Consider the following 21954-nt stretch of genomic DNA (forward strand, 5'->3'; position numbering starts at 1 on the left):
GCAAAAAAATGGGCACCCGAAGGTGCCCGAAGGGAGAGACCGAAGCTGCGGCTTAGTGGTGATAGGCGCTTTCGCCGTGCGAGGTGAGGTCAAGGCCTTCACGCTCTTCTTCTTCCGGCACACGCAGACCAATCACGATATCGACCAGCTTGTAGGCAACGATGGAGACGACGCCCGACCAGACGATGACGGTACCGACACCCCACAACTGGCTGATCACCTGCGCGGTCATGTCGTAGGTACCGACGGCGTTGGCGACGTAGTCATAGACGCCGGTGCCGCCGAGGGCCGGGTCGGCGAAGACGCCGGTGAGGATGGCGCCAAGGATGCCGCCGACACCATGCACGCCGAAGACGTCGAGCGAATCGTCGGCACCGAGCATCTTCTTCAGGCCATTGACGCCCCACAGGCAGACGACGCCAGCCAGCAAGCCGATGATGATGGCGCCCATCACGCCGACAAAGCCGGCGGCCGGGGTGATCGCCACCAGGCCGGCAACGGCGCCGGAGGCAGCACCCAGCATGGAAGGCTTACCCTTCAGGATCCATTCGGCAAACATCCAGGACAATGCGGCAGCAGCCGTCGCCACCCAGGTGTTGACCATGGCCAGGGCAGCACCGCCGGAGGCTTCGAGGGCGGAGCCGGCGTTGAAGCCGAACCAGCCGAACCAGAGCAGCGAGGCACCGATCATGGTGAAGGTCAGCGAGTGCGGGGCCATCGATACGTTGCCCAAACCACTACGCTTGCCGATCATGTAGGCACCGACCAGGCCGGCGATGGCGGCGTTGATATGCACCACGGTACCGCCGGCGAAATCGAGCGCGCCCTTCTGGAACAGGAAGCCCGCGGTCTTGCCGGCAGCCTCGGCGGCGGCGGCATCGACGTAGGCATCCGGACCCGCCCAATACCAGACCATGTGGGCCATCGGGATGTAGGACAGCGTGAACCAGATCACCATGAAGACCAGGATCGCGGCGAACTTGGCACGCTCGGCGAAGGCGCCGACGATCAGGCCGCAGGTGATGGCGGCGAAGGCGCCCTGGAAGATCACGAAGATCAGCTCGGAGATGACGACGCCCTTGGAGAAGGTGGCGCCGACGGATTCCGGCGTGATGCCCTTGAGGAACAGCTTGTCGAGCGTGCCGAAGAAGGCGTTACCCTCGGTGAACGCGGCCGAGTAGCCGTACACCACCCAGAGCACGGTGATCAGCGAGAACACCGTGAACACCTGCATGAGCACCGACAGCATGTTCTTGGAGCGGACCAGGCCGCCGTAGAACAGCGCCAGGCCGGGGATGGACATCAGGATGACCAGGGCGGCGCAGACCATGACCCAGGCGTTGTCGCCCTTGTTGGGGACCGGTGCCGCCGCCGGGGCGGCTGCTTCGGCCGGTGCCGCGACGGGTGCTGCCGCCGGGGCTTCGGCCGCCATGCCGGCCGGCGCGACGGCGGTCACTACCGGGGCTGCTTCGGCGGCTTTCTCCTCGGCCCAGGCCGGTGCGCCGAATGCCACGGCGCCGACCAGGGCGAGCAATGCAAATACGCGTTTCATGATGGGCTCCTCAGAGGGCGTCGGTACCGGTTTCGCCGGTCCGGATGCGAATGACCTGCTCGACATCGAAGACGAAGATCTTGCCGTCGCCGATCTTGCCGGTGGATGCGGATTTCTCGATGGCCTCGATGACTTGGTCGAGTTGCTCGTCCTTGACGGCAGCCTCGATCTTCACCTTGGGCAGGAAATCGACGACATACTCGGCCCCGCGGTACAGCTCGGTATGCCCTTTCTGCCGGCCGAAACCCTTCACTTCGGTAACCGTGATGCCCTGCACGCCGATGGCGGACAGCGCCTCACGCACTTCGTCAAGCTTGAACGGCTTGATGATGGCGGTAACGAATTTCATGATGTGTAGTTCCCCAGTTGATTGATATCTGTCCTCCCCCGCCGGCACCGGCCGGTACGCCGACGGGGGAAGTTTTAGGTTGGCTTAGAAGGTCTTGGAAACCGAGAAGACAGCGATGGCACGACCGGCATCCTTCGATTTGGAGCCAAAATTGATACCGCCTGCCGCCGTTTCGGAGTTGGAGTTGGTAAAGCAGTAGAACTGGTAGTCGGAAGCACCCGAGCAACGCCCGGCCGCATTGGTATCGACATACGACAGACCCAGTACCCAGCCATTGATGTCCTTGGTCACGCCAATCTTCCAGTCGGTGTAGTCACCCTTGTAGCCGTTCTTCAGGTTCAGGTGACCGACGTGACCGTTGATGCCCCAGCCATTGCCCAGATCGTAGTTGGCAGACAGGTCGATGTAGGAGCTACCCTTGGTCGACTTGCCGGTGGAGGCGCCCGTCGAATCCCAGCCGCGCAGAGAGAAGTAGTCGTCAAATGCATAGGAATACTTGAGGGAGACGAACTTCCAGGAGGCCCCCAGATAGACTTCCTTGTTATTGACTGCACCTTCTTCGGCATTGGTGCCAAGAACCTTGGCTTGCGTGCCCGGGTAGTAGTAAAGGATGGCGCCGACATCGAGGCCGAAGTCCCCAAAGGTCGTCTTGTAGCCGCCGTAGAAGTCCATCTCCAGGTTGCCATCCGGGAAACCGGCGCCGGACGAAACGTTGGAGTTCCAGTTACCGACATACACACCGCTGGAGTGCGCGTAATCGAAACCACCCTGCAGGGCCGGCTTGCCAAAGGTCTGGTCGATACCCCGGAAACGGTAGCTGGAGAACAGGCCGACGTTGCCGGTCAGGGTATGTTCCGGCGTCGGTGCGGCTTCTTCGGCAAAGGCGGGTGCGGCGAAGACGCCGGCGAGGGTCAGGGCGATGACGGACTTCTTCATGATTTCTCTCCTGTGGGATTGACGAATGCGAATTGAAAACTGTGCGAAACAGCTTTAGCAGAACGCATGCCAGGGGAAATTATTGATACGAATCAAAGGATTCACGATCACCACCCGGAGCACGCCCCCGACTGGCGCACCAAAACCGTGCAGTCACCCCGCGCTACGCACCACGCATGAGCGATCAGCGTGCGGGGGCTCCGCACGCCATCGTGCCCGGATGAACAATCCGGGTTAAACTGCCCGCCCACGGAGGAAACCCATGCTCGACCCCAAGATTCTTGAAGATTTCGGCGCCAAGATGAGCGCCCTGCTCGCCAACACCCCCGCCCGGGACATCGAGAAGAACGCCAAGGCCATGATGAGCGGCTTTTTCGGCAAACTCGACCTGGTCACCCGCGAGGAATTCGATATCCAGGCCCAGGTTCTGGCCCGCACCCGCGAAAAGCTGCAAGCCCTGGAAGCCCGCGTCGACGCGCTGGAAAAGGCCCGCGCGGGCCAGTAAGGCAGCACGATGGCGCTGGCCGTCGCCCACAGTCGCGGACTGGATGGCCTGAACGCGCCGCCGGTCGTCGTCGAGGCGCACCTGGCGAGCGGCCTGCCCAGCTTCACGCTGGTCGGCCTGCCCGATACCGAAGTCAAGGAAGCCCGCGACCGGGTACGGGCGGCCATCGTCAATTCCGGTTTCGAATTCCCGCAGAAGCGGATCACCGTCAACCTGGCCCCCGCTGACCTGCCTAAGGAATCCGGCCGTTTCGATCTGCCGATCGCCCTCGGCATCCTCGCCGCCAGTGGTCAGATACCGGCACCGGCCCTGGCCGATTACGAATTCGCCGGCGAGTTGTCGCTATCCGGCGAGCTGCGCCCGATCCGCGGCGCGCTGGCCATGGCCCTGCAGACCGGTGACGCCGGCAAGGCCTTCATCCTGCCCGAGGAAAGCGCCCGCGAGGCGGCGCTGACCGGCTCGACGCACATTCTGGCCGCCCGCTCGCTGCTCGGCGTCTGCGCCCACCTGACCAACCGGGAAGCCCTGCCCGCCGCCGAAGGGGCCGTCGCGGAGAGCCGGCCGGCTGTCGCCGACCTGTCCGACGTGCGCGGCCAGGCGCAGGCCAAGCGGGTCCTGGAAATCGCCGCGGCGGGTTCGCATTCCCTGTTGATGATCGGCCCGCCGGGTTCCGGCAAGTCGATGCTCGCCGCCCGCCTGCCCGGCCTGATGCCGGATCTCGACGGGGAAGCGGCCCGGGCGTCGGCCGCCGTGTGGTCGCTGGTCGGCCAGTTCCGCCCCGAGGCCTTCGGGGTGCGTCCCTACCGCCAGCCGCACCATACCGCCTCGGCGGTGGCCCTGGTCGGTGGTGGCAACCCGCCACGCCCGGGCGAGATCAGTCTGGCGCATCACGGTATCTTGTTTCTCGACGAACTGCCCGAGTTCGACCGCAAGGTGCTGGAAACCCTGCGCGAACCGCTCGAATCCGGCCGTATTCATATCGCCCGGGCGGCGCGCCATGCCGAATTCCCGGCCGAGTTCCAGCTGATCGCCGCGATGAATCCGTGTCCCTGTGGCTTTCACGGCGCACCGGACGGCAAGTGCCGATGCACGCCGGATCAGATTGCACGCTATCGCGGCAAACTCTCCGGCCCCTTCCTCGACCGCATCGACCTGATCATCGAAGTGCCGGCCCTGCCGCCCGATGCGCTGGCCGGCAAGTCGGAAGGCGAGGCGTCGGCTGCCGTCCGCTCCCGGGTCGAGGCGGCGCATGCCCGGCAGCAGGCACGGCAGCGCAAGCTCAATGCCCGACTGGGCACACAGGAAGTTGATCGCTGCTGCCAGCTGGATGCCGTCGGCAGCAAGCTGCTGCAACAGGCGACGACGCAACTCGACTTGTCGGCACGGGCCTGGCACCGCATCCTGAAGGTGGCCCGCACCATCGCCGACCTCGCCGGCAGCGAGGAGATCGGTGCGCCGCATGTCGCCGAGGCCATCCAGTACCGGCGTTTCGCCCGTGGCTGAGCCCACGCCGCGTAGCACCCGGGGCATAGCCCTCCTGCTCGCCGCGATGTCGGCGCTCGGCCCGTTTTCGATCGACACCTACCTGCCATCCTTCCACGACATCGGCGAAAAGCTGCAGGCCACACCGCTGCAGGTGCAACAGACCCTGTCGGCCTATCTTCTTTCCTTCGCGCTGATGACCTTGTGGCACGGCGCGATTGCCGACCGCTTCGGCCGCCGCAAGGTGCTGCTCGTCGCCCTCGCCCTGTTCGCGCTGGCTTCGCTCGGCTGCATGCTCGCCTCGCGCATCGAGATTCTCTGGTTCTGGCGCGCCATGCAGGGGGTCACCGCCGGGGCCGGCATCGTCATCAGCCGGGCCATCGTGCGCGACTTGTACGACGGGGCTGCGGCACAGCGCCTGATGTCGCAGATCACCATGATGTTCGCGCTGGCCCCGGCCATCGCGCCGGTCATCGGCGGCTGGCTGCAGACGCTGTTCGGCTGGCGCTCAGTCTTCGCCTTCCTGGTACTCGCCACCAGCGCGCTGTGGCTGGCCTGCTGGAAACTGCTGCCGGAAACGCTGGCGCCGGCGAAGCGCCAGTCCCTGCGCCCGGCCTATCTCGGCAGCACGTACTGGAAGGTGCTGACCTCGCCGGCCTTCCTGACTGCCTGCGCCGCCTTGAGCCTCAATTTCGGCGGCTTCTTCCTGTACATCCTGTCCGCCCCGGTTTTCCTGATGCAGCACCTCGGTGTACCGGAAACCGGCTTCCTGTGGCTGTTCGGGCCGGGCATGGGCGGCCTGGTCTGCGGCTCCTGGCTATCCGGCCGGCTGGCCGGCAAGGTCTCGCTGCCCCGTACCATTGCGCTGGGCTATGCGGCGATGGGGGCGGCGGCCAGCATCAACCTGTTGCTCAACCTGGCGCTGCCGCCCGGCCTGCCCTGGAGCGTGCTGCCCATTTTCATCTACACGCTGGGGATGGCGCTGGCCATGCCCTGCCTGACCCTCTTCGCACTCGACCCCTTCCCGGACCAGCGCGGCCTGGCGGCCTCCTGCCAGACCTTCCTGCAGTCCGGTTTCAATGGTCTGGTCGCCGCCTTGCTCGCGCCGGCGCTGTGGGGTTCAACGCTGACCCTGTCGCTCGGCATGGCCGGCTTGATGCTGGCCGGTGCCGGCTTTGCGCAACTCCACCAGCGCCTACGTCTGATACCAGGGTAGGCCGCGGAAGCGCCAGCCACCGAGCGTACCGCGGTGGTAATCGTCGTCGAGGGGCCCCTCGAAACCTTCCAGCACGTTGATCACCTGCGTGAAGCCGGCGGCCTCCAGCGCCAGCCCGGCATCGACCGAGCGGTTGCCGCTGCGGCAGATGAGGAGGACCGGCCGTGTCAGGTCACCCTTGACCAACCGTGCCACCTTGGCGGCGAATTGCGGGTCGATTTCCCAATCCGGCCCCTCCTGCCACGCGACATGCTCGGCGCCGGCCGGATGGCCGACATACATGTGCTCGATTTCCGTCCGGCAATCGACCAGCACGGCCTGCGCATCCTGCTGCAGGAAATCGAAGGCGGCCTGGGGGTCGAGATGTTGCATCGGCATATCCGAAAATTAGGAGGGTCCAATATTATGAAAGCAAGTCCGCGAAGGCGTAAACTTGCCTCAGCCCTTCGCCTGGAGTTCGCATGAAACTGCCCGCCTGGATCACCGCCGCAGCCTCGGCCATCGTTGCCGCCGCGCTGCCTGCCTGCGACTACGTCAATCTCAAGGAAATCACGCCCGGCGTCACGACCCAGGCGGAAGTCCGCTCGCGCATGGGCGAACCCGGCTTCATCCACTGGAACGACGACGGTACGGCGACCTGGGAGTACGCCCGCCAGCCGAACGGCAGCAGTTGCTACATGATCACCTTCGGCCAGGACCATGTCGTCGCCAAGGTAGAGCAGGTATTGAACGACGCCAATTACGCCAAGGTGCGCGAAGGCATGAGCAAGGACGACGTCCGCCGCCTGCTCGGCGCCCCCGGCTCCAAACAGACCTTCAACAACCTGCGCGAGGAAATCTGGGAATGGCGCATCGAAGGCATGCCGCCGATGGACGAAACCTATTTCATGGTGCATTTCGATACCGGCCACGGCGGGGTCAAGAAAACCTCGAAGCGGGTTGTACCGAAAGGCTAAATAAATCAAGGCACTTGGCAGCACACCCGGCCCCCGATAAACTAACGTCTCTGCCGAGGAGCGCTGCGACCCTTAACCGGGGCCAGGCTCGGCAATGATCAACGGCGCTCGCAAACCCAGCCGGTTTGTGGCGCCGTTCGTTTTTGCGGCGTCCCCGGCGTTTTACTGCTTTGCCGAGGTGATCCATGCAGCCCGATCGTACGTCCGAACTCCAGTCCCTGCTCCAGCAACGCCTGCTCGTCCTCGACGGCGCGATGGGCACGATGATCCAACGCCACGGGCTGCAGGAGGCCGATTACCGCGGCGCGCGCTTTGCCGATCACCCGCATGACCTGAAGGGCAACAACGACCTGCTGGTGCTGACCCGACCGGACATCATCGGCGGCATCCACCGCGCTTACCTGGAAGCCGGCGCCGACATCCTGGAAACCTGCACCTTCAACTCGACTGCCGTTTCGCAGGCCGACTACAAGCTCGAAGCCATCGTCTACGAGCTGAACAAGGAAGGCGCCGCGCTGGCCCGCCGCCTGTGCGACGAATTCACCGCCGCCAACCCGGACAAGCCGCGCTTCGTCGCCGGCGTGCTCGGCCCGACCAGCCGCACGGCGTCGATCTCGCCGGATGTGAACGACCCCGGCTACCGCAACGTCACTTTCGACGAACTGGTCGCCAACTACTTCGAGGCCACCACCGGCCTGGTCGAGGGCGGCGCCGACATCCTGCTGGTCGAAACCGTCTTCGACACGCTGAACGCCAAGGCCGCGCTGTTCGCCATCGAGCAGTTCTTCGACGTCGCCGGCCGCCGCTGGCCGGTCATGATTTCCGGCACGATCACCGATGCCTCCGGCCGCACCCTGTCCGGCCAGACCGCCGAAGCCTTCTGGAATTCGCTGCGGCACATCCAGCCAATTTCCTTCGGCCTGAACTGCGCACTCGGCGCCAAGGAATTGCGCCAGTACGTCGAGGAACTGTCGCGCGTCTGCGATTGCTACGTTTCGGCCCACCCGAACGCCGGCCTGCCGAATGCCTTCGGCGGCTACGACGAAACCGCCGACATGCTGGCCGACGAGATCGAGAGCTGGGCCAAGGCCGGCATCGTCAATATCGTCGGTGGCTGCTGCGGCACCTCGCCGGAACACATCGCAGCCATCGCCCGGCGCGTTGCTGCGGTGCACCCGCGTAAAACGCCAAAAATCGAGCCGGCGCTGCGCCTCTCCGGGCTGGAGCCGTTCAATTGCGGCAAGGATTCGCTGTTCGTGAACGTCGGCGAACGCACCAACGTCACCGGCTCGCGCGCCTTCGCCCGCATGATCCTCGAAGGCCGCTTCGACGATGCGCTGGCCGTCGCCCGCCAGCAGGTGGAAAACGGCGCGCAGGTCATCGACATCAACATGGACGAGGCGATGCTCGACTCCATCGCCGCGATGGACAAGTTCCTCAAGCTGATTGCTTCGGAACCGGACATTTCGCGCGTGCCGATCATGATCGACTCCTCCAAGTGGGAAGTCATCGAAGCCGGCCTCAAGTGCATTCAGGGCAAGGGCATCGTCAATTCGATCTCGATGAAGGAAGGCGAAGCCAAGTTCCTCGAACAAGCCAAGCTCGCCCGCCGCTACGGTGCTGCGGTCATCGTCATGGCCTTTGACGAAAAGGGCCAGGCCGACACCTACGCCCGCAAGATCGAGATCTGCGGCAAGGCTTACGAACTGCTGACCGGCATGGGTTTCCCGGCCGAAGACATCATCTTCGACCCGAACATCTTCGCCATCGCCACCGGCATTCCCGAACACGACAACTACGCTGTCGATTTCATCGAATCGGTGCGCTGGATCAAGCAGAACCTGCCGCACGCCCACATTTCCGGCGGCGTGTCCAACGTCTCGTTCAGCTTCCGCGGCAATGACCCGGTGCGCGAGGCGATCCACACCGTCTTCCTCTACCACGCCATCCAGAACGGCATGACCATGGGCATCGTCAATGCCGGCATGCTCGGCGTGTACGACGACCTGGAGCCGGAACTGCGCGCCAAGGTCGAAGACGTGGTGTTGAACCGCCACCCGGGCGCCGGCGAGGCGCTGGTCGATTTCGCCCAAACCGTCAAGGAAGGCAAGAGCAAGGATAGCGGCCCGGATTTGTCGTGGCGCGAACAGTCGGTCGAAAAGCGCCTGGAACACGCGCTGATCAAGGGCATCACCGATTTCGTCGTGGCCGATACCGAAGAAGTACGCGCCAAGCTGGAGGCCGAAGGCAAGCCGCCGCTCGCCGTCATCGAAGGCCCGCTGATGGCCGGCATGAACCACGTCGGCGACCTCTTCGGCGCCGGCAAGATGTTCCTGCCGCAGGTGGTCAAGTCGGCCCGCGTCATGAAACAGGCGGTCGCCCACCTGCTGCCCTTCATCGAAGCCGAGAAATCCCGTACCGGCCTCGGCTCCAAGGGCAAGATCCTGATGGCCACGGTCAAGGGCGACGTGCACGACATCGGCAAGAACATCGTCGGCGTCGTGCTCGGCTGTAACGGCTACGACGTCGTCGACCTCGGCGTCATGGTCAGCTGCGACAACATCCTGAAGGCGGCGCTCGAGCATCGCGTGGACATCATCGGCCTGTCCGGCCTGATCACGCCGTCACTGGAAGAAATGGCCCACGTCGCGGCCGAGATGAAGCGCCACGGCATGAAGCAGCCGCTGCTGATCGGCGGCGCGACAACCAGCCGCGCCCACACCGCGATCAAGATCGCGCCCAACGCCGAAGGCCCGGTGGTTTACGTGCCGGACGCCTCGCGCGCCGTCGGTGTCGCCACCAAGCTGCTCTCCATCGACCAGCGCGATGCCTACCACGCCGAAATCGCCGCCGAATACGAAACCGTGCGCGCCGAACACGCCGGCCGCAAGGGCGCCACGCTGGTTTCGCTGGACGACGCCCGGGCCAATCGTTTCACGTGGAACGAGACCTACACCCCGGTCAAACCGGCCCAGCTCGGCCGCCAGGAAATCACCATTCCGCTCGCCGACCTCGTGCCCTATATCGACTGGTCGCCCTTCTTCCAGAGCTGGGACCTGGCCGGCCGCTACCCGGCCATCCTGCAGAACGAAACGGTCGGCGAAACCGCCCGCCAGTTGTTCCACGATGCCCAGGCCATGCTGGCCAGGATCGTCAGCGAAAACTGGCTGACCGCCAAGGCGGTGTTTGGCCTCTACGCGGCCAAGGGTGAGAACGAGGACATCGTGCTCTACACCGACGAATCGCGCAGCCAGGAAGCGACCCGCTGGGTCGGCCTGCGCCAGCAGATCAAGCAGCCGCAAGGCCGTTTCAACACGGCGCTGGCCGATTTCGTCGGCGAGCAGGACTACGCCGGCGCCTTTGCGGTCACGGCCGGCCTCGGCATCGACGAACACGTCGCCCGCTTCGAGGCCGCCCACGACGACTACTCGGCGATCATGCTCAAGGCCCTGGCCGACCGCTTGGCCGAAGCGGCCGCCGAATGGCTGCACATGAAGGTGCGCACCGAGTTCTGGGGTTACGCCGCTGGCGAAAAGCTCGACAACGATGGCCTGATCGCCGAGCAATACAAGGGCATCCGCCCCGCCCCCGGCTACCCGGCCTGCCCAGACCACACCGCCAAGCGCGAGCTGTTCAAGCTGCTCGACGCGCCGGCCATCGGCATGGGCCTGACCGAATCCTGCGCCATGACCCCGGCCGCTGCCGTCTCCGGTTTCTACATCGGCCACCCGGCATCGAGCTACTTCGCCATTCCGAAGATCGGCCGCGACCAGCTGGAAGACTGGGCCGCCCGCAAGGGCATGGCACTCAAGGAAGCGGAACGCTGGCTGGCTCCTCTACTCTAACCATCGTTCAATCGTCGCCGACTGCCATGGCCAAGCGTTTTCCCCTGCATCCCAAGCACCCCGAGCGTATCTGCTGGGGCTGCGACAAATATTGCGCGGCCACCGACCTGCAATGCGGCAACGGCTCCGGCCGCACGCAGCACCCGGCGGAAATGCTCGGCGACGACTGGTACACCTGGGGAGACTGGGGCATCGAAGTAGACGAGACCAACGATCCCTCCGATCCGGACAAGAAGGCCGAGGCGTGAGCGGACCTTACCGCACCGATGTCGATCTCGGCGCCTTCAACACCCTCGCCCTGCCCGGCCAGGCCGCCCGCTACCAGCGCATCACCGACGCCGCCCAGCTGGCCGATCCAACTCTGGCCAGCGAGCGGCGCTTCGTGCTCGGCGGCGGCAGCAACCTGGTGCTGACTGGCGATGTGGACCGACGGGTGCTGCACATGGCCATTGCCGGCCGCCGCCTGGCCGGCGAGGACGACTCGGCCTGGTACGTCGAGGCAGGCGCCGGCGAGAATTGGCACGACTTCGTGCAATGGACGCTGGCCGAGGGCTGGCCGGGTCTGGAAAACCTGTCGCTGATCCCCGGCACGGTCGGCGCGGCCCCCATCCAGAACATCGGCGCCTACGGTTTGGAGGCCGGCGAGCGGATCACCCGTGTCACGGCCTGGGATTTCACGAAACAGGCCGTTTGCCAGCTGACTCGCAACGACTGCCGGTTCACCTACCGCGACAGCCTGTTCAAGCAGGAAGGCTGGCATCTGGACGGTCGTCTCGCTATCACCGCCGTCACCTTCCGCCTACCCAAGGCCTGGCAGCCCAACTGCCGCTATGCCGACGTGGCGCAGGAACTGGCCACCCGTCAGATCACCACCCCCACACCGCGCGATATCGCCGACGCCGTCATCGCCGTCCGTCAGCGCAAGCTGCCCGACCCGGCCGTGACACCGAACGCCGGCAGCTTCTTTCACAACCCGATCGTTTCCGCCGAACAAGCCGCGGCACTGAAAACCGCCCACCCGGGACTACCTACCTACCCGCAACCGGACGGCCGCGTCAAACTGGCCGCCGGCTGGCTGATCGAGCAAGCCGGCTGGAAGGGCAAGGCGCTCGGGCCGGTCGGCATGTACGAGAAACAGGCATTGGTCCTGGTCAACCTGGGCGGTGCCACGGGCAACGACGTCAAGCGCACCATGGCGGCCGTGCAGGCCGACGTGCTGGCCAGATTCGGCGTCAGCCTGACCCCGGAGCCGATTTTCCTTTAGCCCGCCGCCACGCAAAGGCCATGAAAGGAAGACGGGCATCTTCCGTTCAGAACTCCGAGGGCTACACCAACTGACTGGTTGAAGCCTTTGGATTTTCTCAATAGCGGCCTCTACGAATGCAAAACGGGAGCCGAAGCTCCCGTTTTTGATAGTGTCCAATTTTCTCAAGCGGCTTTTTGCTTGCGGCGCATTGAACCTAAACCCGCCAAAGCCAAACCGACCAGTGCTAGAGAAGTCGGCTCCGGAACAGAAGTCTGCGGGGTATTGATGAACGAATAGACATACCCATAATCTGGAATATAGGTACCGCTATTCGTTCCCACTAACGTGCCGAACCCTGTGTTGATTGTAAAACTGGTTAGGTAGGAATAATTCGCCCCCCAGTTGTCATCCACCAATGCCCACCATGTCTGCCCACCATTGTTATCCCAATGTGATGTGATATCGATGGATGCCGTACCCGCAGCGTCGAATGGCTCGCCATAGGAGTGATCCCACGCCACTTGCTGACTCCACGTTGGATTCGCGGTACTGCCGAGACCAAATACGACATCGTAATCGTCAAAGTAAGGATTCCCCCCGCTCACGCCTACCGTTGCCACGACAGCCGCATTTGCTGTCAAGACTGAACCAGCAAGTGCAATTCCAACAAGGGATTTTTTAAAAAGTGCCTGCATGATCCTCTCCTGATATTGGTATAGACTACGAATATGCCGAATTAAGCATTTTTTGTGCCAATATTTTATTTGTTTGATTATTAATGAATAAATTTAATTTGCGCTTTTGGCTGTAAATAATTCCGGCATTTCTGCAATTACGGCGCGCAGTATCTGGCCCCGCCCCAGATAATCTTCCAAGGTCATACCAAAAGGCCGCAACCGCTGCATTGCTGTCGTTGACCGGAAATAACTGAACAGCACGCACCTTGGCAGCAGTCTTGATGTTTCCCAAGCGCTCACTTGCCGCCCTGAACGCCAGTAGTCGGCGGCACATCCCGCACGAAGAGGCAGGCGGCGATGCCGGTGGCGACGGTATCGGCCATGCGGGCCTGGCGCTCGGGGTCGCGCAGTTCCATTTCCTCTTCTTTGTGCTTGATCACCCCGGCTTCGAAAAGCACCGCCGGCAACGTGGTCCGGTAGAGCACGACGAGGTTGTCGTAATACCAGACGCCATTTGGGGCATCGGCCGCCACATGCTTGCGAGCATGCCAGGTCGAGGGCTCGAAGCCGGCCCGGCGCAGCAGGGCACCGATGGTCGATGCGCAGCGCAGGCTGGTCGCCAGGTCGGGATTCTGGGCCGAGACGAAAATGCCGTAGCCACGCTTGACCTCGGTATGCGTCTGCGGCTGCCCTTCCCACTCCCACGGCAGCAGCCAGGCTTCGCCAATCGAGTCGTGGTGGATGGAAATGAAGAAATCGCTACCGGCTGCCGCTTCCGGACGAGCGGGCAGGCTGGCGATACGGCCGTCAAAGTTGACTTCCCGGACACCCAGGTCGTGCTGGCGCAAAGTGTCGGCCAGCCGGCCGGCGAATTCCCGATTGAACTCGAATTCATGGCGCCCCCGGGCGCTGATTGCGCCACCATCCTGAATGCCGTGGCCAACATCGACGGCAACCAGAGGCGCCGCCGCCAGGGAGTGCGCCGGCAAGGCCAGTAAGAGCACAGCCATGGAAAGAAGAATTTTCATTCCCCGAATTATCCGGGGAATTTAAGATGGCGGCCTGCCTCCCCCCTGACAAGACAAACATGCGACTCCGCACCTTGCTCCTCTTCGGCCTGTCCCTGCCCGGCTTCGCCCTCGCAGCCCAGAGTGGGGCCGATGTCTACGCCGCGACCTGCATCGAGTGCCATGGCAGCGGCAAGTTCCAGGCCCCCCTGTTCGGCGATGCCCGGCAATGGAAGAAGCTGATCCGCGAGGGCCTGAATGATCTCGTGCCAAGTGCCCTGGCCGGCATACGCAAAATGCCGGCGAAAGGTGGCAACCCTGGCTTGAGCGATGAAGAGATCGCCCGTGCCGTGATCTACATGGCGAACGCCGCCGGCGGCCGGTTCGCCGAGCCCACAGGGGCCGATATCGCACGCTGGCGGCAGAAAGCCGATAAACGCCTGAAGAAATGACATGCCCAAACTGACCGTTTTCTCCGCCCGCCAGCCTGCTCCCGTCTTCGACCGCCCGCGCCCCGACCGGCTGCTCGCCGGGAATCCGCAGCGCACGACCTGGGAGCACTTCCTGACCGCCAATGGCGACCTTTCGGCCGGCATCTGGGCCTGCGAGCCGGGCGCCTGGAAAATCGCCTTCCCTGTCGGCAAGGACGAGTTCTTCTGCGTCATCGAAGGGCGACTCCGGATTACCGACCACGACGGCGATGCCGCCGAATTCGGCCCGGGCGACGCCTGCGTCATTCCGGCCGGCTTCACCGGTACCTTCGAAGTGCTTGAAGCAGTGCGCAAGCATTATGTGGTGATAGAACGCCAGACCTGAATTGCGCTATAGTTTTGCCGCTTGAGGAGGGGGTACCCATGACGCAAGAAACCAGCCAGCCACGCGGCACCAGTGCCCACATGCCGGATCTCAACTGGAGCCAGGTTCGAGAAACGGTATTGATGCTCGAACTGGCTGCCGTGCAGATCGAGTCGGCAATGAAGGACAGCAATGCCTCGGTCGAGGTGCTCACCAACTCCTTCACGTCCATGGCCGGCTTCATGCGGATGATCTCCGACACTATCCAGACGCTGCCTGACGAAGGCGAAGTCGGCGCTGCCAAGCAGAACCTGACCGGTGTTTCCGAACACGTCTCCAGCATGGTCCACCAGGCCATCATCGCCTTCCAGTTCTACGACAAGCTGGTTCAGCGTCTGGCCCACGTCGGCCTCAGCCTGGGCGATCTCAGCGACCTCGTTGCCGACCCGCACCGCCTGTTTAACCCGAAGGAATGGGTCGATCTGCAGAACAGGATCAAGACCAAGTACTCGACCCGCGAGGAAATCGCCATGTTCGACGCCGTGATGCAGGGCGTGCCGGTCCAAGAGGCGGTCGACAAGTTCATGGCCGACATGAAGGAAAAGAGCGACGACATCGAGCTGTTCTGAGCGGCCCGTCGCTACCTGACCATGTCACAAGCCCTCCCTGAGCTACCCGGGATTGACCAGGCCGAGGGCCTGCGGCGCATGATGAACAAGCCGCAACTCTACGAAAAGGTTTTACGCGATTTCTACACCCGTTTCGTGGATGAAACGCAGCTGATCCGCGCGGCCATCGACAACGGCGACCTGATCAGCGCCGAACGCCGCGCCCATAGCGCCAAAGGCCTGGCCGGCACGATCAGCGCCCGGCAGTTGCAGGAAGCAGCCAAACAGCTGGAGACGGCCCTGCGCGATGGTGATCCATCACGCGAACGGCTTTTCGCCGAATTCGAGAGCGAACTGAACCGCGTCATGGGCGGCATCGCCCGCGGTTTCGACCTCGACCGCGGTTAATAGGCGGCCGGCAAGGCTCAGAAATCGGCGGCAGCTTCCCAGACGATATTGGCCTTCGGGCCGCTGCGGGCCGTCCGCTCCAGCATGTCGATCAGCGGCCAGGCGCGCTGGCGCAGGCCGACCACGATTTCCTTCTTCTTGCCTTCTTCTTCCTCGTCCTCCTCGGCCGGTGGCTGCGCGGCTTCGGAACGCTGCACCGCATCGCGCAGGGCCTGCGCCGCCGGCAGCATCTGCTCCGGCAGGAAGGCACCGCGGGCGGTGGTTTCCTTGCCCATGGCCTGCAGCAATACCCGCGCCACATCGGCGTACATCAGCACTTCTCCGGTTTCACTGGAGACAAACTGGACCAGCATCGTAATTCCCCTCCTCACTGCCTTTTCCGTTGTCACCCCGGGCAGGCTTCATGCAAAATGAAGCGCAGGGAGACAAAACAATGGACATGACAACACATCTTACCGCCAATCCCCTGGAAACCGGGGGGGACGAGCTGGAGCGCTACGCGCTGGAGGAATGCGTCAAGCGGCAGCGCATCGATCACCGCGTTTCGGTACTGGTCATTTCCGACAAACGCTGCGAAACGGCACCCAAGTTTGCGGCCCTCGGGGCCGATGTGCTGATCGCCGACCTTCCCGAATTCGCCCAGGAAATCGAGGGCCGTATCCTGGCCTCCGGCCGTCGCGAACAGATCGCCTACCTGCCGACGACGCTGCAGACCCTGCCCGCCGAACTGCCCGGCCAACCCTTCGATATCATCTACATCCGGCGCGGCGTGTGCGGCCTGCGCTACCCGGATGCCCGCGAAGTGATCCATGCCCTCAAGCAGCGGCTGCGCATCGGCGGCAAGCTCTACCTTTCGGTCCTCGGCCTGCATTCCGAACTCGGCCATGGCTACGCCGATGCCGTACAACCCATCGAGCAGCGCTTCGCCGAGCTGGCGCCCGCCCTGCGCGAGAAATACGGCATCCGCCAGCCGGTCTGTCTCTATTCCGAACGCAACCTCTTCATGCTGCTGCTCGAAGCCGGCACCAGCGTGTTGCTTACCCTGACCACCACCTACGGCAACGTCAAGGGCATCGCCGTCCGCGTCTGATGCGCCTGGGCATTGACCTCGGCGGGACCAAAATCGAGATCATCGCGCTCGACACCGATGGTTCGGAATTGTTGCGCCGGCGGGTAGCCACGCCGCAGGGCGACTACCGCGCGACGCTGCAGGCGGTGGCCGGGCTGGTTGCCACGGCGGAAAGCGAACTCGGCCGACGTGGCAGCGTCGGAATCGGCATCCCCGGGGCAGAATCGCTGCCCGGCGGCCGGATCAAGAACGCCAATTCGACTTGCCTGATCGGCCAGCCGCTGCGCGCCGACCTGCAGGTCCTGCTTGGCCGGGAGGTGAGGCTGGCCAATGACGCCAACTGCTTCGCGCTGTCGGAAGCCATCGACGGCAGCGGCCGGGATGCCGAAACCGTTTTCGGCATCATCCTCGGCACCGGCGTCGGCGGCGGCATCGTCATTCGCCGGCACGTCCTGGCCGGCGCCAATTCGATTGCCGGCGAATGGGGCCACAATCCGCTGCCCGCCTTGCAACCGGACGACCTGCCCACCCCGCCCTGCTATTGCGGACGGCTGGGCTGCATCGAAACCTATCTGTCCGGCCCCGGGCTAGCCGCCGACCATGCCCGCCACACCGGTGTACAGTTGGATGCGCGGCGCATCGCCCAAGGCGCCGAGCAGGGCGACGCCGCCTGCGAGGCGACGCTGCAGCGCTATGAAGAACGGCTTGGCCGCGCCCTGGCCGGCGTCATCAACATCCTCGACCCGCAGGTCATCGTGCTCGGCGGCGGCCTCTCCAACCTGGCACGGCTCTACCGCAACCTGCCGGCCCGCTGCGCGCCCCATGTCTTTTCCGACAGCATCGCCACCCGCTTCCTGCCGCCGACCTATGGCGACTCGTCCGGCGTACGCGGCGCCGCCTGGTTGTGGGACTGAGCGGGCGCCCCCCGGGTTTTCCAGCGCCCACAATGGCCGTCTGCAATGGCACAATCGGGTGACCATGGCGAATATCTCCCTCTTCATCGGCGGCATCCGGTCGCTCCCCGAATCCGGTCGGCCGACCGGCATCTACAAACAAGCAGCCAGCGGCCCGCTCGAACTCGGACCGGAAGGGTTCATCGGCGACCAGCAGGCCGACCGCCGGGTGCACGGCGGACCGGACAAGGCGGTGCATCTCTACCCGGCCCGCCACTATGCCCAGTTGGCGGCCCGTTTTCCCGCAGCGGCCGGGCTGTTGGTCGCCGGCAGCAACGGTGAGAACCTGTCGACACCGGATCTCGACGAAAACGACGTACGACTCGGCGACATCTGGCGCCTCGGCACGGCGCGCCTGCAAATCAGCCAGCCCCGCAGCCCGTGCTGGAAGATCGACGAACGCTACGGCTGTGATGGCATGGCCCAGTTCATCGCCGAGCAGCGCATCACCGGCTGGTACTGGCGCGTACTGACCCCCGGGGTCGTCCAGCCTGGCGATACGCTCGATTGCGAAACGAGCGATCCACAAGCCTATACCCTGGCCGAAGCGATGCAGCTCTGGCAGGCCCACCGCCCGCCGCTGGCCGATCTGGAACGGCTTGCTGCCTCGCCGGGCATCGCCGCCAACTGGCGACGAAAGATCCTCGACCGCCTGACCTGGCTGCGCACCCACCGCGACCAGACACCGCCGCCGGTGGTCGCGTTCCACGTGAAACCGGACGCCCCGTGAACGCGATTCGCCCCGACGCCGCCTGGCTCAGGCTGTTCCTGCCTTTTGCCGCCGGCTATTTCCTGTCCTACCTGTTCCGCACGGTCAATGCGGTCATCGGCCCGGTCATCGCCAGCGAGCTGGGCCTGCCCGACAATGCGCTGGGACTGTTAACCAGCACCTACTTCCTGGCCTTCGGCGCCGCCCAGTTGCCACTCGGCATGCTGCTCGACCGCTACGGACCGCGCCGGGTCGAATCCGGACTGCTGTTGCTGGCCAGCGCCGGGGTTGCGCTCTTCGCCCTGTCCGACACCCTGGGCAGCCTGGCCGTTGGCCGCGCCCTGATCGGCCTCGGCGTTTCAGCCTGCCTGATGGCCTCGCTGAAGGCCTTCACGCTGTGGTTCCCACCCGAACGGCAAGCCTCGCTGACCGGCTGGGTGATGGCCTCCGGCGGCCTCGGCGCACTGGCCGCCGCCAAGCCGCTGGAAATCGCCATCGGCTTCACCAGCTGGCGAATCATCGCACTCGGCCTAGCCGTCGCCACTCTCCTCGTCGCCGCGCTGATCTGGTGGCGCGTACCGGACAGCGCTGGCGAGGGGCGACACGACGGCATCCGGGCCCAGTTGGCCGGCGTCCGCCAGGTTTTTTCCAGCCGGCATTTCTGGCGTTACGCCCCGATGGGCTTCTGGATGACCGGCGGCTTCATGGCCGTCCAAGGCCTGTGGGCCTCGCGCTGGATGAACGTGCTGGAGGGCATGAACGGTGCCGCCATCGCCGGCCGGCTGACCTGGATCAGCGCGGCGATGCTGGGCGGCTTCCTGTTCATGGGCTTCTTCGCCACGCGCCTGGTTCATCGCGGCATCCGGCTGGACTGGGTCTATCGCGGCGCGATGATCCTCGCCCTGGCTGCCTTCGCGCTGATCAGCCTGCACCCAGGCCTGGCGGGTGGGCTGCTGTGGCCGGTGCTCGGTGCCTGCTTCTCGTTGTCCAACATCGCCTATACGCTGGTCGCCCAGTCCTTCCCGGCCAACCTGTCGGGGCGAGCCAATACCGCGCTCAACCTGCTCGTCTTCGCCGGGGCCTTCGGCCTGCAATGGGGCATCGGCGGCCTGGTCGACACCCTGCAGGCCGGCGGCTGGGCCAGTGATGCCGCCTACCGCACCGCCTTCCTGACTCTCCTAGGCGGTCAGGCGCTGGCCCTCGTCTGGCTGCTGCTGCCCGCTCGCCGGGGATGACACTGCCAGATCGACGTGCTGCAAATGGCCCACCTCGCCGCTCTCGGTGAGGTAGAGGCCGGCGGCACGGATCTGGCCGAGCAGCGCGTTGCCCTCGCCCTTGAGCGTAAACGGGGCATCGACCGCGCCGGTATACAAAGCGCCGACCTGGCGTTCGGCCAGCGAGGCGAAGCCCTCGGCCGACCACACGGCAAGTTGGCGCCAGGCGGTGTCGTTCTCGTCGATCCAGCCGTTATGGTCTTCGTCCAGGCGACTGAGGTCGGCAAAGCCATTGCCACTGGCCACTCCGAACAGTTCGCTGCCATTGTCGGCCTTGCCGTTGCCGTTGCGGTCGAAGACCAGGAAACCACTGGCCGCCCCGAAGGCGGGAATTTCCTCGGCCTTGCCGTCGGCGTCGAGATCGAAGGCGATACGTTCCGCACTCAGCTCGCAGGCCTTGCCGTCGAAGCTGAGCATCAGCGGGTCGCGCAGGGTGAGGGTGCCGCTGTCGTCGAAGGTCGAGACGCGCGTTTCGTCGCGCGCCAGGTGCAGCGAAAAGTCGAAGGCGATCTGCCGCCCGTCGGCGGTCTGCACGCAGCCCGAGCCGCAGACGTTGGTCCGCTCGCTTTCGCTCTGCTTCTGGACGACATGATGGGTCCAGCTGATTTCGCGGCGGTTGGCCGGCGGCGCCGGCTCATCCGGCAAGGGTTCGACAGCGGCAAAGTTTTCCTTGCACTTCTTGCCGTCGATAGCCGCCAGGATGGTATCGAGCAGCGATTGCAGCAGCCGCTGGACCCGTTTGCGGGCTTCGGCCGCCTCGTCACTGGCGGGCTGGGCGAGGTCGGCAAAGATCTGGCGAAAGCTTGTCGTGCGGGTGATTTCGCTCGACCGGGAATAGCTTTCCTCGTGGCTCGCCGTGAGCTGGACACAGGAATCCTGGATTTTCATGATGCGCTCCTTGCGGTGGTTGGGCAGGCAACAGTGCAAGGGACGTGCCGGGTGGCTGGCATCCGTCTGACGGACGGACCGCTGTGCAGCGCCTGCTACAATCAGCCGCTTCTCAATACCGAAACCGCACGCACGGTCGCTGCGCAGGGCGGTTTCAAGCATGGACATATTTCTTCTCGTCATACTCATCTTGATCAATGGCGTCTTCGCCATGTCCGAAATTGCCGTCGTTTCCTCGCGCAAGGCGAGGCTCCAGAACCTGGCGGACGACGGTAGCCTGGGGGCAGAAGCAGCGCTGTCGCTGCACCAGGAACCATCCAGCTTTCTATCCACCATCCAGGTCGGCATCACCTCGGTCGGCATTCTCAGCGGTGCCATCGGCGAAGCGGCGCTGGCCGACCCGCTGGCTGAGTGGCTGGCCGGCATGCCGCTGCTGGCGCCTTACGCCAAGAGCGTGGCGCTGACCATCACCGTTGTCGCCCTGACCTATTTTTCCGTCGTGGTCGGCGAACTGGTACCCAAGCGCCTGGCCATGCTGGCGCCGGAAGGCATCGCTTCACTGATCGCCCGTCCGATGCTGTTCCTGGCCAAGGTGACGCATCCCCTGGTGGTGGTACTGTCCGGTTCCTCGACGGCCATCCTGAGCCTGCTCGGGGCGCGCCGCAAGGAAGAGCCGCCGGTGACCGACGATGAAATCAAGGTGCTGATGGAGCAAGGTGCCGAAGCCGGCGTCTTCCACGAAAGCGAGCAGGAAATCGTCTCCAACGTCCTGCGCCTGGACGAGCAGAAAATCGCGGCGATCATGACGCCGCGCCGGGAAATGTTCGTCATCGACCTCGACGAAGGCGATGAACTGGCTCGCCAACGCATCATCGAAACCGAATTTTCCCGCCTCATCGTTTGCCGCGACGGGCTCGACCATATCCTCGGCGTGCTGCAAACCGGCGACCTGTTGAAGAAAGCCCTGCCCGGGCATTGCATTTCGGGCGCGGACATCGAGTCGGTTCTGCATCCACCGCTGTACGTTCCGGAAACGGTAACGACCACCCAGTTGCTGGAAAACTTCCGGCGCGCCCGTTTGCAGTTCGCCCTCATCGTCGATGAATACGGCGATGTTCAGGGTCTGGTGACCCTGACCGACGTGATGTCCGCCATCGTCGGCGAACTCTCCGAACCTGAGGCGCCGGAAGAGCGCGACATGCTCCAGCGCGAGGACGGCTCATGGCTGGTCGATGGCGATGTCGGTATCGAAAGGCTGAAGTCCGTGCTCGACATCGAGGAAGAACTGCCCGGCGAGGATCAACGCGGCTTTCATACCCTGGGCGGTTTCATCATGCATGTCCTGGGACGCATTCCGGTGCCAACCGACCATTTCGAAGCCGCGGGATGGCGCTTCGAAGTCATGGACATGGACAAGAACCGGGTCGACAAGGTGCTGCTGTCGACGATGGCGCAGTCCACACCGACCACTTCCTGAGC

At 64.3% G+C, this 21954-nt stretch carries 25 protein-coding genes and 1 riboswitch; of the genes, 16 read left to right on the forward strand and 9 right to left on the reverse strand.

The genetic code is table 11. From position 1 onward, the window contains the following. Nucleotides 1-52 precede the first annotated feature (52 nt). The 3 genes from K420_RS0104105 to K420_RS0104115 all read right to left on the reverse strand — a co-directional run bounded on the left by K420_RS0104105 (nucleotide 53) and on the right by K420_RS0104115 (nucleotide 2837). On the reverse strand, nucleotides 53-1552 hold the full coding sequence (locus K420_RS0104105) for an ammonium transporter (protein ID WP_027456933.1): 1500 nt from the start codon (nucleotides 1550-1552) through the stop codon (nucleotides 53-55). A gap of 10 nt (nucleotides 1553-1562) precedes the next feature. Beyond that, nucleotides 1563-1901: a P-II family nitrogen regulator gene (gene glnK / locus K420_RS0104110; protein ID WP_027456934.1), complete on the reverse strand. Its 339-nt coding sequence runs from the start codon at nucleotides 1899-1901 to the stop codon at nucleotides 1563-1565. 84 nt (nucleotides 1902-1985) lie between these two features. Then, entirely contained in the window at nucleotides 1986-2837 is an 852-nt protein-coding gene (locus K420_RS0104115) for a TorF family putative porin (protein ID WP_027456935.1), read from the reverse strand. A 262-nt stretch (nucleotides 2838-3099) separates the two neighbouring features. Between K420_RS0104115 and K420_RS0104120 the strand changes: the two genes are divergently transcribed. Genes K420_RS0104120 through K420_RS0104130 form a run of 3 tightly spaced genes read left to right on the forward strand, consistent with a single transcriptional unit; the run spans nucleotide 3100 to nucleotide 6040 of the window. Continuing rightward, on the forward strand, nucleotides 3100-3342 hold the full coding sequence (locus tag K420_RS0104120) for an accessory factor UbiK family protein (protein ID WP_027456936.1): 243 nt from the start codon (nucleotides 3100-3102) through the stop codon (nucleotides 3340-3342). Between the two features lie 9 nt (nucleotides 3343-3351). After that, entirely contained in the window at nucleotides 3352-4845 is a 1494-nt protein-coding gene (locus K420_RS0104125) for a YifB family Mg chelatase-like AAA ATPase (protein WP_027456937.1), read from the forward strand. Further along, nucleotides 4838-6040, forward strand: a complete 1203-nt coding sequence (locus K420_RS0104130; RefSeq protein WP_027456938.1) for a multidrug effflux MFS transporter — start codon at nucleotides 4838-4840, stop codon at nucleotides 6038-6040. The genes K420_RS0104125 and K420_RS0104130 overlap by 8 nt, the downstream gene beginning before the upstream one ends. Here the strand turns inward: K420_RS0104130 and K420_RS0104135 are convergent. After that, entirely contained in the window at nucleotides 6020-6412 is a 393-nt protein-coding gene (locus K420_RS0104135) for a rhodanese-like domain-containing protein (RefSeq protein ID WP_027456939.1), read from the reverse strand. The genes K420_RS0104130 and K420_RS0104135 overlap by 21 nt on opposite strands. 89 nt (nucleotides 6413-6501) lie before the next feature. Between K420_RS0104135 and bamE the strand changes: the two genes are divergently transcribed. The 4 genes from bamE (at nucleotide 6502) to murB (ending at nucleotide 12105) form a co-directional block, all read left to right on the forward strand. Next, nucleotides 6502-6996 (forward strand): outer membrane protein assembly factor BamE domain-containing protein, encoded by a 495-nt coding sequence (gene bamE, locus K420_RS0104140; protein WP_027456940.1) that lies wholly within the window; start codon nucleotides 6502-6504, stop codon nucleotides 6994-6996. Between the two features lie 49 nt (nucleotides 6997-7045). Next, a riboswitch (S-adenosyl-L-homocysteine riboswitch) is annotated at nucleotides 7046-7113 on the forward strand. Between the two features lie 68 nt (nucleotides 7114-7181). Further along, nucleotides 7182-10841, forward strand: a complete 3660-nt coding sequence (gene metH / locus K420_RS0104145; protein WP_027456941.1) for a methionine synthase — start codon at nucleotides 7182-7184, stop codon at nucleotides 10839-10841. A 26-nt stretch (nucleotides 10842-10867) separates the two neighbouring features. Beyond that, complete coding sequence (locus K420_RS20810) at nucleotides 10868-11089, forward strand: DUF3079 domain-containing protein (protein ID WP_027456942.1); 222 nt, start codon at nucleotides 10868-10870, stop codon at nucleotides 11087-11089. After that, nucleotides 11086-12105: a UDP-N-acetylmuramate dehydrogenase gene (gene murB / locus K420_RS0104155; RefSeq protein WP_027456943.1), complete on the forward strand. Its 1020-nt coding sequence runs from the start codon at nucleotides 11086-11088 to the stop codon at nucleotides 12103-12105. Before K420_RS20810 ends, murB begins: the two co-directional genes overlap by 4 nt. Nucleotides 12106-12269: 164 nt before the next feature. On the opposite strand, the gene K420_RS20010 is transcribed toward murB, so the two are convergent. From K420_RS20010 to K420_RS18100, 3 genes are read right to left on the reverse strand one after another with little or no spacing between them, the layout of a single operon-like run. Next, nucleotides 12270-12782 (reverse strand): PEP-CTERM sorting domain-containing protein, encoded by a 513-nt coding sequence (locus tag K420_RS20010; protein WP_084019554.1) that lies wholly within the window; start codon nucleotides 12780-12782, stop codon nucleotides 12270-12272. A 25-nt stretch (nucleotides 12783-12807) separates the two neighbouring features. Next, on the reverse strand, nucleotides 12808-13056 hold the full coding sequence (locus tag K420_RS20400) for a hypothetical protein (protein WP_157274997.1): 249 nt from the start codon (nucleotides 13054-13056) through the stop codon (nucleotides 12808-12810). 4 nt (nucleotides 13057-13060) lie between these two features. Continuing rightward, a complete protein-coding gene (locus K420_RS18100) occupies nucleotides 13061-13774 on the reverse strand; it encodes an N-acetylmuramoyl-L-alanine amidase family protein (protein ID WP_051452946.1) in 714 nt (237 codons plus the stop codon). Nucleotides 13775-13851: 77 nt separating this feature from the next. Here K420_RS18100 and K420_RS19585 point away from each other — a divergent pair, with 77 nt between their 5' ends. Genes K420_RS19585 through K420_RS0104180 form a run of 4 tightly spaced genes read left to right on the forward strand, consistent with a single transcriptional unit; the run spans nucleotide 13852 to nucleotide 15582 of the window. Beyond that, nucleotides 13852-14223: a c-type cytochrome gene (locus K420_RS19585; RefSeq protein WP_198293792.1), complete on the forward strand. Its 372-nt coding sequence runs from the start codon at nucleotides 13852-13854 to the stop codon at nucleotides 14221-14223. A gap of 1 nt (nucleotide 14224) precedes the next feature. Then, complete coding sequence (locus K420_RS0104170) at nucleotides 14225-14587, forward strand: cupin domain-containing protein (protein ID WP_027456944.1); 363 nt, start codon at nucleotides 14225-14227, stop codon at nucleotides 14585-14587. Nucleotides 14588-14625: 38 nt separating this feature from the next. After that, complete coding sequence (locus tag K420_RS0104175; RefSeq protein WP_051452948.1) at nucleotides 14626-15195, forward strand: hypothetical protein; 570 nt, start codon at nucleotides 14626-14628, stop codon at nucleotides 15193-15195. Nucleotides 15196-15216: 21 nt separating this feature from the next. Beyond that, the gene (locus K420_RS0104180; RefSeq protein ID WP_084019556.1) at nucleotides 15217-15582 is read left to right on the forward strand and encodes an Hpt domain-containing protein; all 366 of its coding nucleotides are present in this window, start codon (nucleotides 15217-15219) and stop codon (nucleotides 15580-15582) included. Nucleotides 15583-15599: 17 nt separating this feature from the next. On the opposite strand, the gene K420_RS0104185 is transcribed toward K420_RS0104180, so the two are convergent. Next, nucleotides 15600-15935 (reverse strand): DUF1840 domain-containing protein, encoded by a 336-nt coding sequence (locus K420_RS0104185; RefSeq protein ID WP_027456947.1) that lies wholly within the window; start codon nucleotides 15933-15935, stop codon nucleotides 15600-15602. A gap of 86 nt (nucleotides 15936-16021) precedes the next feature. Here K420_RS0104185 and K420_RS20015 point away from each other — a divergent pair, with 86 nt between their 5' ends. From K420_RS20015 to K420_RS0104205, 4 genes are all read left to right on the forward strand, one after another. Next, complete coding sequence (locus K420_RS20015; protein WP_157274999.1) at nucleotides 16022-16672, forward strand: hypothetical protein; 651 nt, start codon at nucleotides 16022-16024, stop codon at nucleotides 16670-16672. Next, the gene (locus K420_RS0104195; RefSeq protein ID WP_084019558.1) at nucleotides 16672-17565 is read left to right on the forward strand and encodes an ROK family protein; all 894 of its coding nucleotides are present in this window, start codon (nucleotides 16672-16674) and stop codon (nucleotides 17563-17565) included. Before K420_RS20015 ends, K420_RS0104195 begins: the two co-directional genes overlap by 1 nt. Nucleotides 17566-17629: 64 nt before the next feature. Continuing rightward, nucleotides 17630-18334, forward strand: a complete 705-nt coding sequence (locus tag K420_RS0104200; protein WP_027456950.1) for an MOSC domain-containing protein — start codon at nucleotides 17630-17632, stop codon at nucleotides 18332-18334. After that, nucleotides 18331-19548: an MFS transporter gene (locus K420_RS0104205; RefSeq protein ID WP_232422732.1), complete on the forward strand. Its 1218-nt coding sequence runs from the start codon at nucleotides 18331-18333 to the stop codon at nucleotides 19546-19548. Before K420_RS0104200 ends, K420_RS0104205 begins: the two co-directional genes overlap by 4 nt. On the opposite strand, the gene K420_RS19590 is transcribed toward K420_RS0104205, so the two are convergent. Beyond that, the gene (locus K420_RS19590; RefSeq protein ID WP_157275001.1) at nucleotides 19492-20475 is read right to left on the reverse strand and encodes a hypothetical protein; all 984 of its coding nucleotides are present in this window, start codon (nucleotides 20473-20475) and stop codon (nucleotides 19492-19494) included. The genes K420_RS0104205 and K420_RS19590 overlap by 57 nt on opposite strands. Nucleotides 20476-20635: 160 nt before the next feature. Here K420_RS19590 and K420_RS0104215 point away from each other — a divergent pair, with 160 nt between their 5' ends. Further along, entirely contained in the window at nucleotides 20636-21952 is a 1317-nt protein-coding gene (locus K420_RS0104215; RefSeq protein ID WP_027456952.1) for a hemolysin family protein, read from the forward strand. Nucleotides 21953-21954: the final 2 nt, after the last annotated feature.

The organism is Dechloromonas agitata is5, assembly GCF_000519045.1.
Taxonomy (GTDB): domain Bacteria; phylum Pseudomonadota; class Gammaproteobacteria; order Burkholderiales; family Rhodocyclaceae; genus Azonexus; species Azonexus agitatus.